Source organism: Oceanospirillum sanctuarii (genome assembly GCF_002150805.1).
GTDB lineage: Bacteria > Pseudomonadota > Gammaproteobacteria > Pseudomonadales > Halomonadaceae > Oceanospirillum > Oceanospirillum sanctuarii.
In genome coordinates this window covers 48,245-65,059 of sequence record NZ_MTBA01000001.1, presented here as the reverse complement: position 1 = coordinate 65,059, position 16,815 = coordinate 48,245, and the positions used below count along the sequence as shown (strand labels likewise).

The 16,815-nt window shown below is 51.9% G+C and carries 18 protein-coding genes; 6 read left to right on the top strand and 12 right to left on the bottom strand.

What is annotated here, in order from left to right; all coding sequences use genetic code 11:
• Positions 1–7: 7 nt before the first annotated feature.
• The 6 genes from BV405_RS00315 to BV405_RS00290 all read right to left on the bottom strand — a co-directional run bounded on the left by BV405_RS00315 (position 8) and on the right by BV405_RS00290 (position 5,067).
• Entirely contained in the window at positions 8–457 is a 450-nt protein-coding gene (locus BV405_RS00315) for an N-acetyltransferase (RefSeq protein ID WP_086478866.1), read from the bottom strand.
• Between the two features lie 29 nt (positions 458–486).
• Positions 487–900 (bottom strand): hypothetical protein, encoded by a 414-nt coding sequence (locus BV405_RS00310; RefSeq protein ID WP_140054404.1) that lies wholly within the window; start codon positions 898–900, stop codon positions 487–489.
• A gap of 45 nt (positions 901–945) precedes the next feature.
• Complete coding sequence (locus BV405_RS00305) at positions 946–1,887, bottom strand: LysR family transcriptional regulator (RefSeq protein ID WP_086478864.1); 942 nt, start codon at positions 1,885–1,887, stop codon at positions 946–948.
• Positions 1,888–2,153: 266 nt separating this feature from the next.
• Positions 2,154–2,975: an endo alpha-1,4 polygalactosaminidase gene (locus BV405_RS00300; RefSeq protein WP_245832181.1), complete on the bottom strand. Its 822-nt coding sequence runs from the start codon at positions 2,973–2,975 to the stop codon at positions 2,154–2,156.
• Positions 2,976–3,099: 124 nt separating this feature from the next.
• Positions 3,100–3,543, bottom strand: coding sequence for an MAPEG family protein (locus tag BV405_RS00295; RefSeq protein WP_086478863.1), 444 nt, complete (start codon positions 3,541–3,543; stop codon positions 3,100–3,102).
• Between the two features lie 45 nt (positions 3,544–3,588).
• Positions 3,589–5,067: a sigma-54 interaction domain-containing protein gene (locus BV405_RS00290; protein ID WP_086478862.1), complete on the bottom strand. Its 1,479-nt coding sequence runs from the start codon at positions 5,065–5,067 to the stop codon at positions 3,589–3,591.
• Positions 5,068–5,314: 247 nt separating this feature from the next.
• Between BV405_RS00290 and speB the strand changes: the two genes are divergently transcribed.
• The 5 genes from speB to BV405_RS00265 all read left to right on the top strand — a co-directional run bounded on the left by speB (position 5,315) and on the right by BV405_RS00265 (position 10,995).
• Complete coding sequence (gene speB, locus BV405_RS00285; protein WP_086478861.1) at positions 5,315–6,268, top strand: agmatinase; 954 nt, start codon at positions 5,315–5,317, stop codon at positions 6,266–6,268.
• Between the two features lie 138 nt (positions 6,269–6,406).
• Positions 6,407–7,816 (top strand): YjiH family protein, encoded by a 1,410-nt coding sequence (locus BV405_RS00280; RefSeq protein WP_086478860.1) that lies wholly within the window; start codon positions 6,407–6,409, stop codon positions 7,814–7,816.
• A gap of 409 nt (positions 7,817–8,225) precedes the next feature.
• Positions 8,226–8,888, top strand: coding sequence for a carbonic anhydrase (locus tag BV405_RS00275; RefSeq protein ID WP_086478859.1), 663 nt, complete (start codon positions 8,226–8,228; stop codon positions 8,886–8,888).
• Between the two features lie 367 nt (positions 8,889–9,255).
• Complete coding sequence (gene purE, locus BV405_RS00270) at positions 9,256–9,744, top strand: 5-(carboxyamino)imidazole ribonucleotide mutase (protein WP_086478858.1); 489 nt, start codon at positions 9,256–9,258, stop codon at positions 9,742–9,744.
• 135 nt (positions 9,745–9,879) lie between these two features.
• Positions 9,880–10,995 carry a 5-(carboxyamino)imidazole ribonucleotide synthase gene (locus BV405_RS00265; RefSeq protein ID WP_086478857.1) on the top strand — a complete coding sequence of 372 codons (1,116 nt, stop codon included), beginning with the start codon at positions 9,880–9,882 and terminating at the stop codon, positions 10,993–10,995.
• Positions 10,996–11,120: 125 nt separating this feature from the next.
• Here BV405_RS00265 and BV405_RS00260 read toward each other — a convergent pair whose 3' ends face one another.
• From BV405_RS00260 to BV405_RS00235, 6 genes are all read right to left on the bottom strand, one after another.
• Positions 11,121–11,573, bottom strand: a complete 453-nt coding sequence (locus BV405_RS00260) for a DUF3224 domain-containing protein (protein WP_086478856.1) — start codon at positions 11,571–11,573, stop codon at positions 11,121–11,123.
• Between the two features lie 135 nt (positions 11,574–11,708).
• Positions 11,709–11,945 (bottom strand): DUF1059 domain-containing protein, encoded by a 237-nt coding sequence (locus tag BV405_RS00255; protein ID WP_086478855.1) that lies wholly within the window; start codon positions 11,943–11,945, stop codon positions 11,709–11,711.
• 18 nt (positions 11,946–11,963) lie between these two features.
• A complete protein-coding gene (locus tag BV405_RS00250; RefSeq protein ID WP_086478854.1) occupies positions 11,964–12,350 on the bottom strand; it encodes a tautomerase family protein in 387 nt (128 codons plus the stop codon).
• A gap of 124 nt (positions 12,351–12,474) precedes the next feature.
• On the bottom strand, positions 12,475–13,701 hold the full coding sequence (locus tag BV405_RS00245) for an MFS transporter (protein WP_086478853.1): 1,227 nt from the start codon (positions 13,699–13,701) through the stop codon (positions 12,475–12,477).
• Positions 13,698–14,495, bottom strand: a complete 798-nt coding sequence (locus BV405_RS00240; protein WP_086478852.1) for an ABC transporter ATP-binding protein — start codon at positions 14,493–14,495, stop codon at positions 13,698–13,700. Before BV405_RS00240 ends, BV405_RS00245 begins: the two co-directional genes overlap by 4 nt.
• Positions 14,495–15,550: a FecCD family ABC transporter permease gene (locus tag BV405_RS00235; RefSeq protein ID WP_086478851.1), complete on the bottom strand. Its 1,056-nt coding sequence runs from the start codon at positions 15,548–15,550 to the stop codon at positions 14,495–14,497. The genes BV405_RS00240 and BV405_RS00235 overlap by 1 nt, the downstream gene beginning before the upstream one ends.
• Before the next feature lie 145 nt (positions 15,551–15,695).
• Here BV405_RS00235 and BV405_RS00230 point away from each other — a divergent pair, with 145 nt between their 5' ends.
• Complete coding sequence (locus BV405_RS00230) at positions 15,696–16,778, top strand: ABC transporter substrate-binding protein (protein WP_086478850.1); 1,083 nt, start codon at positions 15,696–15,698, stop codon at positions 16,776–16,778.
• Positions 16,779–16,815: the final 37 nt, after the last annotated feature.

Here is a 16,815-nt window from a genome sequence, read left to right as displayed (position 1 = left end):
GTTTCCTTCAAGCATAATCCATCTGATATTCCGGCTCACCAGTATGCTGGCAAACACTCTCTTCCCGAATAACAAAACCCTGCGAGCGATAGAAATCCACACTTGGCTGATTGGCTTTATAAACGCTTAAGGACAAGGGTTGTTCGCTATGAGCGATCACATGCTGCAACAGGGATTTTCCCCGCCCTTTTCCCTGATAATCAGGATGAACAAAGAGGGCAGCCAAGGTACTGTCGTACAAGGCGCTGAATCCCGTAACCCGCCCCTCTTCTTCATACACAAAAACCTCTGCAGCAGGCAGGTAGGTTTCCGCCATTGCTGTCAGCTGTTCCTGCCAAAAGGCTTCAGGGATAAAGTCGTGTGCTTTGATTGACGCGGTAAGCCAGATATCCAGCACGGCCTGTAAATCTTGCGCCTGAAAAGCCCGAACAGACTTACCGGTTTCTATTGAAGTCATGTTTGATTCCGTTCAGAAAATTGTCAGGACTAATACGTCCGCTCAATATTATGGCGATCCATAAAGGCATTGCTGGTAAACACGCCGATCAGAGTGCCGGATGACAGTACCAGAGTGCCGATAAAGATCAGGCTCAGCAGATTGCCATCGGTAGCAGTCAGGTCGGTAAAGAGGTAAATACCCGCCAGAATGGTGTAACCGGAAAGGGCGAACTTGTTCAGGGTAAAGTCGATCATCAGCTGAAACGCCCACAGCTTTTTCTCAGCCTTGCGACGCGCCATAACCAGACGGGAATGCAGCCAACCGCCTGACACTCCCGCTAAAAGGCACAAAAGCGCAAACGGGAAAAAGCCCGAGGTCTCGCCCAACACATAGCCAACTCTGAGTGACAGCCCGAAAGCCACAACCCACATCAGCATTAAAGGGGCTATTACAAGTCCCATGACACACTCCTTGTTTTTAGGATCACCAATCTGAAGGCAGGCAGCTTAACTGCCCAAAAACATACGTTCAAACTCTTTGATGTTCTGCTGGATATAATCCAGAAACGCCTGCATCGCCGGAGTCGGATGCTTGGCCTGCGGGTGAACAACACAGAAATCCCGTCTTAATGGAAAGCCATCCAGATCCACTACCTTCAGTCGGCCAAGTTCCAGTTCGGCAGGAATACTCAGCTTCGGCAATACACCGACCCCCAAGCCGGATATCACCCCATGCTTTACCGAGTCGTTAGAACCCAGTTCCATACCCGGTTTAAATCTCAGCCTTTGCTGCTGGCAATGCTGTTCAAGGGCAAGACGACTGCCGGAACCGGGCTCGCGAACCAGAAGATTGCTGTCGAGAAACTGCTGCGGCGTAACCTTTTCCCGCTCCAGCAACAGATGATCATCCGGCACCACAGGCACCAGTTCGTTATCCAGAAATGGCAGGGATACCAGCGCACGATCCACCGGCACCATACCCATAATGATCAGGTCATCGTTGTTCTCATGCAGACGCTGCAAGGCAGTGGCACGGTTTACCACCTTTACGCTAACGCTGATTTTCGGGTGCAGATCCAGAAAGCCCCTCAACAGATACGGCACCATATACTGCGCCGTACTCACCGCAACCAAACGTAGTTCACCGGCGACATTACCTTTTAATGCCCCAAGATCCGTTTGCAGGTTAGAGAGTTCGATAAAGATATGATTGATACTTTCTGCCATCCGCTCCGCCGCAGCGGTGGTAAAAAGCCTGCGTCCGACATACTCAAAAAGAGGCTGTTCCAGTGCCTGCTCCAGCTGACGAACCTGACTACTGACCGCAGGTTGCGTTAGGCCTAAAAGTTCTCCCGCTTTGCTGTAGCTGCGTAATTCATAGACGGCTTTAAAGACCTGTAGCTGGCGAAATGTCAGTCGGCCAGTGAGTTTATTAACGGAGAGAGGCATAGTGTTTCCTGAAAGTTTATCTATAAATAAAAGCTTATAGGTAAACGAAAAAATATCAATTTTACCTTATCCGTAAAGCACTCTAATCTAGCCCCACTTCTGGAGGCAGATCATACGCTTGTCTGACTGCGTTATCGGCTTCCGGGGATAGCACAATCGGCCAGAGTCGAAGGCGAGTTTCGGAGCAGGGTTTAGCGACTTTCTGAAATTAGCCTTTAACTCGGGCCATTTTTTTTGCCTGCATTTTACCCCACCACCAAACAAACCTATCTGCAGCTGAAATGTGAACTGTCATCCAGATCCAGAGGCAGTACCAACGAGCTGAAACTCAACGCCAGCGACTGTGAACAGAGCGTATCTCTGGCCCCGCCGGTATTGTTAACGTACTGACTTTTGTACTCAGCATTCAGCACCGGCTTACCGGCATCGATAAAGGGTTTCAGGGTGTCGCATTCGTCATATTCGAAACACTGTTCGTTGACCGAGAAATCGTAGTAATCCACCAGCTTGCCGATCTGGTTAAGATCATTTTTCAGCCCCACCGACAAGTCACGTTTGTGGGCCTCATTCCCGATAAAACGGTTATACGCCAACTGATCCGTTGCTGTCAGACTGAAACCGGGATCGTTGGTGTAGCCATCCATATTATCCGGCTCTACACCGTCACAACCCTTTTCCTGAGCCAGATCCAACCGAGCCTTCATAATCTTGTGCACAGCGCTGTGCCGAATATCCAGCCAGCGTTCCTCATCCCAACCATCGAGTGTTTTGCCAAGGGTTTCCGCAGGGAAATCCCCCTTATCATCACGGTAGTTTTCGTAGGAACCTGCAGAAAAATAGCAGATCACTTTTCGGCCATCCGCCTGCAAATTTGCGATTTGGGTCGTACTGGTATCGAACAGATCCACATCATAGATGGCGACGTCGTAACTGGTATTCAGTGCACCCTGCAGTTGCCATTGCCAGGTGACGCCCACCGCAGGGCGATACCAGTCACCTTCAGAAATGGCTGCCACATTCGGATCCAGGACCGATGCTCCGGAATCACTGCCGCTACCACCGCCACATCCGGCGGTTAAAGCGGTCATTATCATCAAGAGCAACTGCCCTATAGCCTGCATCCTCAGCACTGTCTCACTCCCTGTAACGCTCGATCCTTTACTCGCATAGATACAGTATCTTCTTTTCCCTGATCCGCCGCCGCTAGCAGCATCACAAAACCTCAATCTGGATTAACAACTGCTGCGCCAAAAGCAGCCACAATAGAAGCAGGACGACATTACTGAGCGCAAAAATCAGAAAACGATGGAAGACTCGGTTATAGGTCAGATGGATCAGGCTATGAAGAACCCGTAACCCCAGATAACTCCAGGCCAATATCAGGCCTACCGGCGTAACCCTCTCTAACAGATAAAGCAGCACACAAGCCAGATAGAAGAGAACCGGCATCTCCAGCAGGTTGGTGTAGTTTCGGTTGACCAACACAACAGAGTCAGCCACCCGATCCGTTTCCTGCAACTTAAAATCGTTGATGCTCACCTGACCACTTCGGATCAGGGCAAAGCGCCGAAACGGCAACATCAGCAGCACAATAAAAGTCCAGAACACCAACGCCAGTACCGGCAGGAAAATCAGTTTTCCGTTAATAAGATCCATCCGTCGCTATCCTTTAAAATCCTTGAAGAAGAAAATCGTTAAACACTAGGTCACATCACGACTGATAGTCAGTCCGTGTTTTTTCAGTTTACGAACCGCACTGGGCTGACTGATCTGCAGATACTCCGCCAACTGATAACTGGAGCGGCAATGCTGAAGCGCCTGCTGTAGCGCCTGTTTTTCAGCCCTGTCCAGAATCGCTTTCAGACTTTGAGGTTCCGGCTGAGCCGATAAAGGGATGGACGATGCATCACCGGCCATGGCGGCATCGGGATCGATAGCCGACCCTATGGCCAAACCGGTAGCTGAATCAACATCAGCCTCAAAGCGACCTTCCAGATCAAGAGCCCGAATCATCTCGCCTTCGGAAGAAACAAACCAGCGCTCCAGAGTGTTTTCCAGCTCACGGATATTACCCGGCCAGGGCATCTGCTGCAGGCGTGCCTGCAGATGCATCGGCAGCTGTTTCTGCTGCTGATACTTGCGATTCAGACGACTCAGAATATGCCCCGCCAGTACGGGAATATCCTCACTGCGTTCCCGCAGGGATGGGATATAAACCGGCACCACATTCACCCGATAGTAGAGATCCAGCCGGAACAGCCCCTCTTCCACCATCTCACTGAGCTGACGATTTGTAGCGGTAATCAGCCGGAAACGTGCCTTGCGGGGTTTGACGCTGCCGACCGGGGTAAACTCCCCATCCTGCAGCACCTTCAGCAGCTTGGCCTGCATCGCCTGAGGCAGCTCCCCCACTTCATCCAGAAACAGAGTGCCGCCTTCTGCGCTTTCGATCAGACCTGATTTCCCCTGACGGGATGCCCCGCTGAAAGCACCGGCTTCATAACCGAACATCTCTGACTCAAACAGGTTTTCCGGAATCGCGCTGCAGTTCACCTCAACAAAGGGCTTCTCTTTACGGTCACTCAGTTGGTGAATCAGACGGGCAAAGGCGGTTTTACCAACACCGGATTCCCCCTGAAACAGCACCGCCACCTCGGTATCAGCAATCCGGCGGATCAGCTGAATAATCTCCCGCACCGGACGGCTTTTAAACGCCAACCCAGCCAGCTCTTCACTCTGCTGTGTATCCAGCAATGGCTGCAACAGACGCTGCTGCAACTGCTCGTACTCCTGCTGCAGCATCTGCAAATCGGTCAGATCCCGGGAGAAGCTGATCACACGTTCAATCCCGCCCTGCTCATCAAAGATCGGAAAACCCAGCGCCATCACCTGAAAGCCCTGACTGGTGGACTGCATCAGCTGGACTTCCCGTTTGCGCTTCAGCACCTCAAGGGTCACTGAGGGCGTAAGGATGCCGGACTCCTGCAGTTCCTGAACGGTTTTCCCCACGGCTTCACTAATGGGCAGGCCATAGATGCGATTGAAGTTGCTACTGGCTTTCAGGATCACCCCATCACCATCGGTTACTACGATGTTGTCGGAGGATTTATCCAGAATCATCGCCAGCTCTCTTTCGGAGGAGAGGTCAAAGCCGGATGAGTGTTCAGGCGTCGCGGTCATAAAAACATTATCCGTTAGGGAAACTTAATCGTTAAATCATGCAATTCAATTATGAATCACGATTCAAAAATAAATCAAAAACCTCAAAAAAACAATTCACAAATGAATCAAAAGCACCAAACCAACCATGCAGGCCATTGATTTATAAGGATTTATTATTCTGGCACACCCATTGCAATCCGACCCTCCAGTTTAGAAACACCGTGCAATTTGATTAGCGAAACCGCACAAACACTGGAGCGAGATAATGCCAAAAGAACTGAACCAACCTCTGGGTGGAAACGAGATGCCACGCTTCGGCGGACCAGCCACCATGATGCGCCTGCCGACTCAGGAAGGCACTGAAGGGCTGGATGCCTGCTTTGTCGGCGTACCTCTGGATATCGGCACCTCCAACCGCCCCGGTGCGCGTCTGGCTCCTCGTCAGATCCGAGATGAATCCCGCATGCTGCGTCCTTACAACGTAGCGACCCGTGCTGCGCCATTCGACAGCCTGCAGGTTGCCGATATCGGCGATGTCGCCATCAACACCTTCAACCTGCTGAAAAGCATGGACATCATTGAAGAAGCCTACGACGAGATTATTGCTGGTGGCTGTAAGCCCCTGACACTGGGCGGTGACCACACCATCGTGCTGCCGATCCTGCGCGCCCTGAAAAAGAAATACGGCAAGATCGGCATTGTTCACATCGATGCCCACGCGGATGTTAACGATCACATGTTTGGCGAGAAGATCGCCCACGGCACTCCGTTCCGTCGCGCCCTGGAAGAAGATCTGATCGATGGCGACCGTGTCGTACAGATCGGCCTGCGCGGTACGGGTTACAGCGCTGAAGATTTCGACTGGCCCCGCGCACAGGGTTTCCGTGTCGTTCCTGCTGAAGAGTGCTGGCACAAATCCCTTGAGCCCCTGATGGCAGAAGTGCGTGAAAAAGTAGCGGGCGGCCCGGTTTATATCAGCTTTGATATCGACGGCATCGACCCCGCGTATGCACCGGGAACCGGAACCGCTGAGATTGCAGGTCTGACCGTGCCTCAGGCGCTGGAAGTGGTTCGCGGTTGTCGCGGACTGGATATTGTTGGTGGAGATCTGGTAGAAGTGTCCCCGCCTTACGACACCACAGGCAACACCGCACTTCTGGGCGCGAACCTGCTGTACGAAATGCTGTGTGTGCTGCCGGGCGTTCACTACCGCGACTGATTCGAAAAATCATAACGCACGCTCTGCAGTTCATCTGCTTAAACGCTGATGGCGTTTACCGCGCCCCGCTTTTTACGGGGCGCGATTTACAACGATAACAACAGATCAACACTACAATAAAGACAACAGGATTCCCCTATGAGTGTAAATCTAGATAAAACAGAAGCCAGTCAGGTTCTGCTGGATCAGACCGGTGATGTTAACGAACATTTCAGCCGAAAGGATTACCTGAAGTTCATCATCCCTTCCCTGATCGGCGTACTTTTCTTCCTGACGCCTATCTTTGTGGATGGCAAGGTGACCATCGGCATGGGTGTGATTGCCGATTTCTTTAAAGCTCTGCTGAAAGAAGACCTGCCACTGATTACCGTTGCCCTGCTGAGCTTCTCGGCACTGGTATCTGTGATTGTTTCCTTCCTGCCGGAAACCGAGAAACTGAAAAACAGCGCCCTCGGCTCTATTTTCCGCGTCAGCCTGCCTTGGTTAACTCTGCGTGTTCTGGGTGCTGCTTTTGTCATCCTGACCTGGCTGGAAGTTGGCCCGGAATGGATCTGGAACCGTAATACCGGCGGCGTGGTCATGTACGATCTGGCCCCGGCACTGATCACCTTCTTCTTCTTTGCCTCTTTGCTGCTGCCGCTTCTGGTGGACTTCGGCCTGATGGAGTTTATCGGCACTCTGGTACGTAATGTTTTCCGTAAAGTATTCCGCCTGCCGGGTCGCTCTTCCATTGATGCGGTCGCCTCCTGGATCGGCTCCGGCACCGTAGGTGTACTGATCACCACTCAGCAGTATGAAGGTGGTTTCTACTCCAAACGCGAATCCGCAGTGATCGCGACCAACTTCTCCATCGCATCCATCGCTTTCAGCCTGGTTGTGGCTGACTTTATCGGTATCGGCCACCTCTTTATCGAGTTCTACGCCGCAGTACTGGTTGCTGGCTTTACCGCAGCCATTATCACACCGCGTCTGCCACCACTGAGCTGGAAGAAAGATGAATACGCTGAAGGCGTTGGTAAACAGATTAAAGAAGATGTGCCGGGTGATGTATCTCTGTACAAGTGGGGTCTGCATCAGGCAGTTGTCCGCGCCCAAAAAGCACCGGGCTTTGGTCAGCTGATCAAAACCGGCCTGCACAATGTGGCGGATATCTGGTTTGGTCTGCTGCCACTGGTTATGGCGATTGGTACGCTGGCAATGGCGCTGACGGAATACACCCAGATCTTCACCTGGTTGTCCGCACCGTTTATTCCACTACTGGAAATACTGCAATTGCCGGAAGCGGCTAAAGCAGCACCTGCGCTGCTGGTTGGTTTTGCGGATATGTTCCTGCCTGCCATCGTTGGTAAAGGCATTGAAAGCGAACTGACCCGCTTTGTGATCGCAGGTGTCTCCATGACCCAGCTGATCTATATGTCTGAGGTGGGTGTACTCCTGATCAAGTCCAAGATCCCGCTGAATTTGCTGGAACTCTTTGTGATCTTCATCCTGCGCACCCTGATCACCCTGCCAATTATCGCAGTGCTGGGTCACTGGCTGGTGGGCTGACACCCAGCCAAGAACATCGCTACACATATCCCTCTATACAGCTCAGGGATCAGATCCAGCGGGATCTTTTCCCTGAGCACACTGTCTCACTTGAGGCTGACTGCTCCCGTTAGCATTTCAGTCGTTGCAAAAGCCTGTGGCAAAGAACGGTCAATTCTCGACTCAGGCTTTTGCTTTTTTTATCTGCACTGAATCACCCTGTTTTCTGCCAATAAATCACGGCATAGCGCAAAATAAATCCATTCAGAACACACGCAGGCAACAAAACCCCTACGTTTTCTACAAAGATTTATTTTTATCTTGCGCGACTTTAGTAGAAAATACGCGGCCAGAAAAAATAACGGGCAGCCGGGTCCATTCCCGCCGGACTGCACCGACCATAAGAAACAACCATTGGAGATGGCTCAGCGTGGACAAAATTGTTAAGGGCGTTCTGAATTTTCGTCAGCACGTATATCCCGAACACAAGGATCTGTTTGGAACCCTGGCCTCGGGTCAAAGCCCTGATGTTCTCTTTATTACCTGTTCTGATTCCCGTATCGATCCGAATCTGCTGACTGGTACCGTTCCCGGCGATCTGTTTATCTGTCGTAACGCCGGCAACATTATCCCGCCGCACAGTAATGAAACCGGTGGCATGACCGCTTCCGTTGAATATGCCGTTGCTGTTTTAGGCGTTCGCCACATCATCATCTGCGGCCACACCGACTGTGGCGCTATCAAGGGCGCACTGGATATGAACGCGCTGGATGGTCTGCCGCACGTTAAAGAGTGGCTGGGTCACTGTCGTTCTGCCATGGAGATCGTTCGCGAGCGCCACGATATCGGTCACAGCGAGTGCATCGGCGCAGAACACCTGGACGAAGCGATTGAGCAGAATGTTCTCCAGCAGGTTCAGCATATCCGCACCCATCCTGCGGTAGCGGCGAAACTGGCAACCGGCAAGGTGGATATCCACGGCTGGATCTACAATATCAAGACCGGTGGCGTTCGCTGCTGCGGCCACAACGACACTGAATTTCAGTCCTTTGAACAGCAGTACGCGGAAGTGATTGATCGGGTTAAAGACTGATCCTGCGCTTAGCAAAATCCTTCAGGAACAGGGGCTTACCCTGTTCCTTTCTCCATCTTAAGCAGAATAATTTTTATCTCTTCAGAAATTAAGGCATAATAGTGCGCCTCTTTTTCGCTGAACCAACCCCGCTGTCAGGTACACCTTAAACCTGCCAGACAACAGACCGCCCACAAGGGGCAGGTTGGTTATGACAAACAGCTTTATTTTCAGCCCGTACTTTTTGTCAGCGACCTTATCCAAGATGGATCGGGTCTTGCTGCTATTGTTTTTAAAGTTTCTTGATTCGGACAAAACATTCCCGAATTAAGAACATCTAAGAACGGGTTGTCAGTCGGGCTGCTATATAAAACGGAGAGCTACCGTAATGAAATTTGCTAAAGTCACCATCGTAATGGGTTCTCAGTCTGACTGGGCCACCATGCAGGAAGCCACCAAGCCTTTAGAAGCGCTGGGTGTTGAATATGTTGCTGGTGTTGTTTCTGCCCACCGCACCCCACAACGACTGGTTGAGTTTGCAACCCGCGCCCACGAAGAAGGTACCGAAGTGATTATCGCTGGTGCCGGTGGCGCAGCTCACCTGCCGGGCATGATCGCAGCAGAAACCCACCTGCCGGTTGTTGCTGTACCTGTTGCCAGCCGTCACCTGAAAGGTATGGACAGCCTGCTGTCTATCGTTCAGATGCCTCGTGGCGTTGCAGTATGTACTCAGGCGATTGGTGAAGCCGGTGCTTATAACGCTGGCCTGATGGCCGCTCAGATGCTGGCGATGAAAGACGAAGCCCTGCGTGAGCGCCTGATCGAATTCCGTAAGAAGCAGACAGACGGCGTGGCCTTCGAACTGGTCACTGACTGATCTTCTGCAGCGGGCGCTTTGGCGCCCGCTTGTCGTTAAAGGCTTCAGAACGCCACCGCGCTCAGCCTGAGACCGCCGTGATAAAGGTTTTAGAATGCAAAGCATGAGAACTCATGCAAGTTTGAGGATTGACGTATGAAAGTTGCCGTTGTCGGTAGCGGCCAGTTGGCCCGCATGATGGCATTGTCTGCTTGGCCTATGGGCATTCAGTTCAGCTATCTGGTGCAACAGGGTGATTCCCTTGACCCGATCACAAGCCTTGGCGACGTGATCTACGACGAGGATTACCCGGAAGCGGAAGCTCTGTACAAAGCACTGGGCGAACCTGATGTGATCACCGTTGAAAAAGAAGCGGTAGATACAGATCGTCTGAAAGCACTGCAGGCGTTCTGCCCGGTTTATCCTGATCCGAAAATGCTGGAAACCTGCCGTCACCGTGGCCTGGAAAAAAGCTGGGTGAACGAGCAAGGTGTTGATGTTGCTCCTTACCGTCGTACCGGTAACCGTCAGGAGATTCTGGCGGCACTGGAAGAGATCGGTTATCCGGCGATTCTGAAAACCTGCACCGGCGGCTACGACGGTTACGGCCAGTGGCGCATCAAGAGCGCAGACGATGCTGCAGCTCTGGAAGAAGACGTGTGCAATCTGGACTGCGTACTGGAAGGTTTTGTTACCTTCAAACGCGAAGTCTCCATGATCGCGGTACGCAATGCCGAAGGCGAAAGCCGCTTCTACCCGCTGACTGAAAACCTGCACCGCGACGGCACGCTGCTGACCTCTAAGGCTCCGGCTCCTAACCTGACTGCAGAACTGCAGCAACAGGCGGAAGAGATCGCTAACAAACTGCTGGCGGCATCCAACTACGTGGGCATTCTGGCGATTGAATTCTTTGTCACCGACCTTGATGGCAAAGAGCACCTAGTCGTTAACGAGATGGCTCCTCGCGTGCACAACTCGGGTCACTGGACACAGCTGGGCTGCATCAGCAGCCAGTTCAACAACCATGTGCGTGCTATCACGGGTCTGCCACTGGGTAACACTCAGGCGATGAAGATCACCGGCATGGTGAACCTGCTGGGCGTTGAGATGGACAACAGTGTTCTGGTCAACAGCGACCAGCAGCTGCACGGCTACGGTAAGAGCCTGCGTCCGGGCCGCAAGATGGGTCATATCAATCTGGTCGCTGACAGCTACGAAGATCTGGATGCTCAGATTAACGCTACACTGGCGAAGGTTTATCCGGAAGGCTAAGCCGCTAAACCGGATCCGCCACGGCGTTAAACAAAAAACCGAACTCAATGAGTTCGGTTTTTTTATGCCTGGCACTTAGGAGCATAGGCCTAGGTGCACAGGACCAGAAGCACAGAACAAAATCCTTAGGCTTTAGCCTCCTGATCGGCTTCAGCTTCATCCTGCTCAGAAAGGTTAGTCAGCCCCGGCAGATGAAAATCAAAGTCATAGAAGTGCTGTTCAGCCTCTTCGATACGGATCTTCATGCAGCCTTTCAGCCCTTCCAGTTCGCCGGTGGCGGAGTCCGGTACAACTTCGAGAATCAGCTGGTCATAACCCCGATCCATCAGGCCGAAGTGCTGCAGGACAAAGCTACCGCTTTTGCCGCATAACGAACCGGTTACCTGCTCAATGGCAACATAGCCAGCAGAACCCTTAGTGGGTGTCAGCGCACTCAGCATCTCGCCTTTACTGATTGCTGCCAGTTCGCCAAAGAACTCTTTATCAATCGACATACGACCCAGCGCCATGCCATCAGCACCTTCGGCATAGTTATCAAGACGGTTAAGGGCGACGTTAAATTTTCCGCTGATCTGCATAGCACTATCCTTAAAACTCTGTCCAAAAGGTTAAGCCGGTTCACGCTGGCTAAAAAAACAGCGCACAGCATTGCCCAAACCCTACCCCAGCGCAAGGTCTTGGCTTAAAGCCTGCTAAAAAAACCTTGTGCAAGCTCAATCCTCCGGTAGCTGATTAAAAGCTTCCCGCTTAGACTCAAACCACACCTGCATGGCAGCGGGATCAGACATCAACTGCTGCATCTTCTGCATCGCTTCAAGATGCGCTGAATCCTGCTGTTGATACATTTCGATTCCGTGCTGCTTACTCATCTCTGCAATCTGCTCAAAGGTTTCGGCATGGAAGAGCTGATCACAAGCACCACCCAGCTCTTTGCAACTCATGGTTTTCATCGGGGACTCCTGAAAAAGCTATACATTGACCTTGTAGTTTAGATCACGCACTTCATCGCCGGTCATTCCACGAAATCCCCACTGATAGGTCTCCTGTTCCTTAATGGTTATTTCGATATCAACCGGTGAAATACCCAGTTTGGCCTCGATCTCCTGAAAAAGCGCTTTGATCAGCGCCTTCTGAGTTTCCGGCTTGCGGCCTTTCATCATATTAATTTCGATAACGGTATAAGCCGGTGACCGATCAGAGGGATAGTAGAAATCATCCGCTTCAAGAGGGACAAAACGCTGAGCACGTTTGCCTTCCGGCATTCCCAGAACAGACTGCATGCAGCCATGAATCACATCCGACAGCCGGGCTTTAATAGGGTTAAGCTGCTCTTTAATGCCATATACAACAATCACACAATTCTCCTTCCAGGCTACCTGCAGACAAAAAACGGCCAGCTTATGCTGACCGTTTTTTCGGGCAAATTCTATTGGCCTTTAATAAGGGGGATTCAGAAACACGGACAAGATCAGGCCGCCATCATGAGACGGGAGCCATCTGATCTGCCCATCGTATCCGGTAATACAAGCCGGTGGCCGCTACAAAACCTGTGATCGCCAGCCCCAGCCAGATCAGATCGGTATTCAGCTCAGGGACCGACAACAAACCACCAATCAGCAGATGCCCGAGAAACGCTGCGACACCACCGATGCAGGAATAAAAGCCGTAGTAACTGCCTAACTCTGACTTATCGCAAAACCTCGGCACACTGGATGCCAATAGCGGCATCACCAGCATAGAACCCAGACTGAAGGTGACCGCAAAACCGATAAAACTGAGTCGCGGATCAAAGCTGAAAACCTGAGTAAACCAGAGAAAAGAACTTCCCATCAGCAGCAGTCCCAGCCCCATAGTCCGGCTGCGACCGATCCAGGAAGGCACAAAACGATTCACCGGCATCTGAAGGAAAATCCCCAGCACCGAGGAGATCATAAAGACCAGCGTGATCACCTCAGCACCCAATCCTCTGGCCTCAACCTCATGGGGCAATGAGAGATAGAGCTGATGAAAGAAGAGATGAAAGCCACAGGCAAAGGTCACAAAACCGATGAAAGAGCGATTCTGCAGCATACGCAGCCACTGTCGCCAGAACGGCTCGCCCGCCTGACGTTTCTGCTGTGACGTCAGCTCGGGCAGGTAAGCCCACTGGATCAGCAACAAGAGTGCAAACAAACCAGCAGCAGCAAGCCCCACCCAGAAAAAATCCAAGCTCAACAGAGCCACGCCCACCAAAGGCCCCATAAACATACCCGCCTCACTGCTCCAGTTTTGCAGGGCAAAGATGCGGTCACGCCGCTCCGCATCCGGTGCTTCATGGGCCAGATAAGCGTTACTCGATGGGGTAAACAAGGCACCGGCAAACCCTGTCAGGAAGGCTCCTAACAGCAGAAATACAAACTGTCCGGCTACCGCCAGCAGCAGGAAACCAGCAATCCGCACCAGACAGCCCAGCAGGATCAGTCGCTTGTAGCCGAGGTAATCCCCAAGGGTGCCGCCTACCAGAAACAGCCCCTGCTGACTCAGCACCCGAAGGCCGATAACAAGACCAACATGCCAGGGGCTAAGCCCAAGATTACGCTGCAGGTGATCCGCCAGAAACGGCAGTAGCATGTAGAAACCGAGGTTGAAGCTAAAGCCATTCAGTATGAGCACACGGCCTGCGGCAGAAACCTGTTTCAACTCACGGTAGAGATAGGCCGGATTCATGATGCCAGCGAAACCGACTGCTGCATCAGACGACGTCTCGGGGTACGGACAAAGGGAATACCCTGCTGATCATAAGCCAGTTCTGCCTTAACGCCGTAGACCTCTTCCACCAGATCCGCGCTCAGCACTTCGGCAGGAGCGCCCTCTGCCAACAGCTTGCCACCCTTCAGAACCAGCAGATTGTCAGCATATTGCGCAGCCAGATTCAGGTCGTGCAGTATCATCACAGAAACCCAATGCTGCTGATGGGTTTGCTGGTCCAGATGATCCAGCATCACCTGCTGAAAATGCAGATCAAGGGCACTGACCGGCTCATCAAGCATCAGGATTTTAGGGTTTCGCATCAGTGCCTGTGCAAAGAGAATCATCTGGCACTGTCCGCCACTCAAGGTGCGCACATCACGTTGTGCCAGATGCAGAAGGCCGATCTGATCCAGAGCTTTAAGCGCCTTTTCAATCAGAGAGTCTGCCAGCTTCAGAGACAAAGCATTCAACTGCCCCAGTAGAACCACCTCCAGCACCGTAAGCCCGATATCCAGACGGATATCCTGCGGCATATAGCCAAAACGCTGCCGCCAAGGGTTCAGATTACGGTAATCAAGATGTTCAGAATCAAACAGCACCTCGCCGGATTGGGGTTTAATATCACCGAACAGCACTTTCAGCAGACTGCTTTTACCCGTGCCGTTTGGGCCAATGATCACGTGGGTTTTACCCGCTTCCAGTGTAAAACTCAGCTGATCCGCCAGCACCAGATCACCAAACGCCAGAGACAGATTTCGGACTTTCAGCATCAGTGCGCCCTCTTACCAATAATCATCCAGAAGAAAAACGGCACACCAATAATGGCGGTGACAATACCAATCGGAAAAAGCGCACCCGGCACCAAGGATTTGGACAGCACAGAGGCACTGGAAAGCAGAAATGCACCAACCAGAAAAGAGAGCGGCAGAAAATAGCGCTGATCCTCCCCCACCAGCATGCGGGCAATATTCGGAGCAACAATGCCGATAAAACCGATAATGCCAACAAAACTGGTGACGGTTGCTGTCATCACGGCTACAAGGATCAGAGTTTTCAGCCGAAGCTGCGCCACATTCACACCCAAACTTTTAGCACGTTCTTCACCCAGTCGCAGGGCGGTCAGTTTCCAGGCATCCCGCATCAGAAGCAGCATGCATACCAGCGTCACACCCGCAGTAATGCCGACATTCAGCCAGGTTGCCTTGGTCAGACTGCCAAACAGCCAGAACAGGATCTGCTGGCTAAGCTCTGGCGAAGAAACAAACTGTACCAGTGACAGCAGCGACTGAAACAGAAACAACAAAGCAATACCGGCCAGAATCAACTGACCCGAGGTGATATGACGCATCATCGCCAGCCCGAACAACAAGCCCGCCGACAACATACAGCAGACAAAAGCGCCAATCGGCACCGCAAATTCAGCATTAAAACCAAGAGAGCCAACATAGAGCATAAGCGCCGCACCGAAGCCCGCAGCGGCTGCCATACCTAAAGTGTAAGGGCTGGCCATAGGGTTATTCAGCAGCGTCTGCATTTCGGCACCGCCAACCCCCAATACACCACCCACAATCAGGGCCATCAAAGCAATCGGCAAACGCAAATTGGTGACGATCACCTCTGCCGTGCCCGAGACCTCAACCGGCAAGCCCAGCAACTTGAGCAACACATTAACCACATCGGAAATGCCCAACAGGGAAGGGCCGGTGGCAATATCCATCACAAAAGAACTGAGCAGAATAGCGCTCAGCCCGATGAGAATCAGGCCTCGACGGCTTTCCTGCTGTCGCTGCTGGTGAAGAGTTTCGGAAAGGGTGGAGCTGCTCATTAGAAGAAAATCCAATTGATAATAATTTGCATAAGCATTTTATTTAAATATAGAATCCAGACAAGCAATTTCAGGCCTTTAACCCTAGAGGTCTTCGCAAAAATTAATCAATTTCCCCATATAAAACAGAACACTAGGAAAACAGATGCTGCAAAAACTGCTCGCACTTACCACGCTGATATTATCTACCGCCAGTTTTGCTGATGCGGTGACAGTTAAGGATGTGCTGGACCGGGAAGTTAGTTTTAATGCCCCAGCCCAAAGGGTTGTGGTGGGATTTTATCCGGAAGATTACATGGCAATCGGCACAGAAGCGGCTTATGACAAGGTCGTAGGGATGTCGAAATATATCTGGCAAGCGCGTCCTGCCAACTGGGAAATGTATGTCAAACATCGCCCGTCTCTGGATCAGATTCCGGGCATTGGCCGTGTGGATACCAAAACCTTCTCCGTGGAGAAAGTCATCAGCCTGAACCCCGACGTGCTGATGCTGGCTGACTGGCAGTACAAAGGACTGGGCAGCGATATCGCACGCCTTGAGCATGCAGGTATCAAGGTGATCGTGGTGGACTACAATGCCCAGACTCTGGAGCGTCACGTGAAGAGTACTGAGCTGATCGGTGTTATTACCGGACAGGAAGAACGTGCGGCTAAAATCGCAGATGAGTACCGTAAAAACCTCGAAACCATCACTCAGCGCATCGAAGAGGCAGGACTGCCCACACCGAAAATTTACACCGAATACGGCAGTGCCGGTGTCAATGAGATCGGTTATACCTTTGGCAAAAACATGTGGGGCGCTATCTCCAAAATGGCCGGTGGCGACAACATCTCCGCACCTTATGTGGAATGGTGGGGCAAGCTGAATCCGGAGCAGATTCTGGCGGCGAATCCGGACATTATCGTAATGACAGGTTACGAAAGTGCCGGTAGCAAAGACGGCATGATTATGGGTCAGGGTGTCGATGAGGCGGAAGCCAAAGTCCGTCTTGAAGGATTTAAAAACCGTCTCGGCTGGTCAAGCCTTAAAGCTGTGCAGAATAATCGTCTTTTCGGGGCTTACCACGGTGCCTGCCGAACAATTATGGACGGTGCCATGCTGCAGTTTTACGCCAAAGCGATGTATCCGGAATTGTTCGGTGATCTGAACCCAGAAGCAGCATACAAAGACTTTTATCAGAAATATCTGCCGGTCGTACCGGAAGGTACCTTTGTGACTCAGCTGTAAGGCTTTATCACTACTGGCGATACCTCATCAGCTTCAG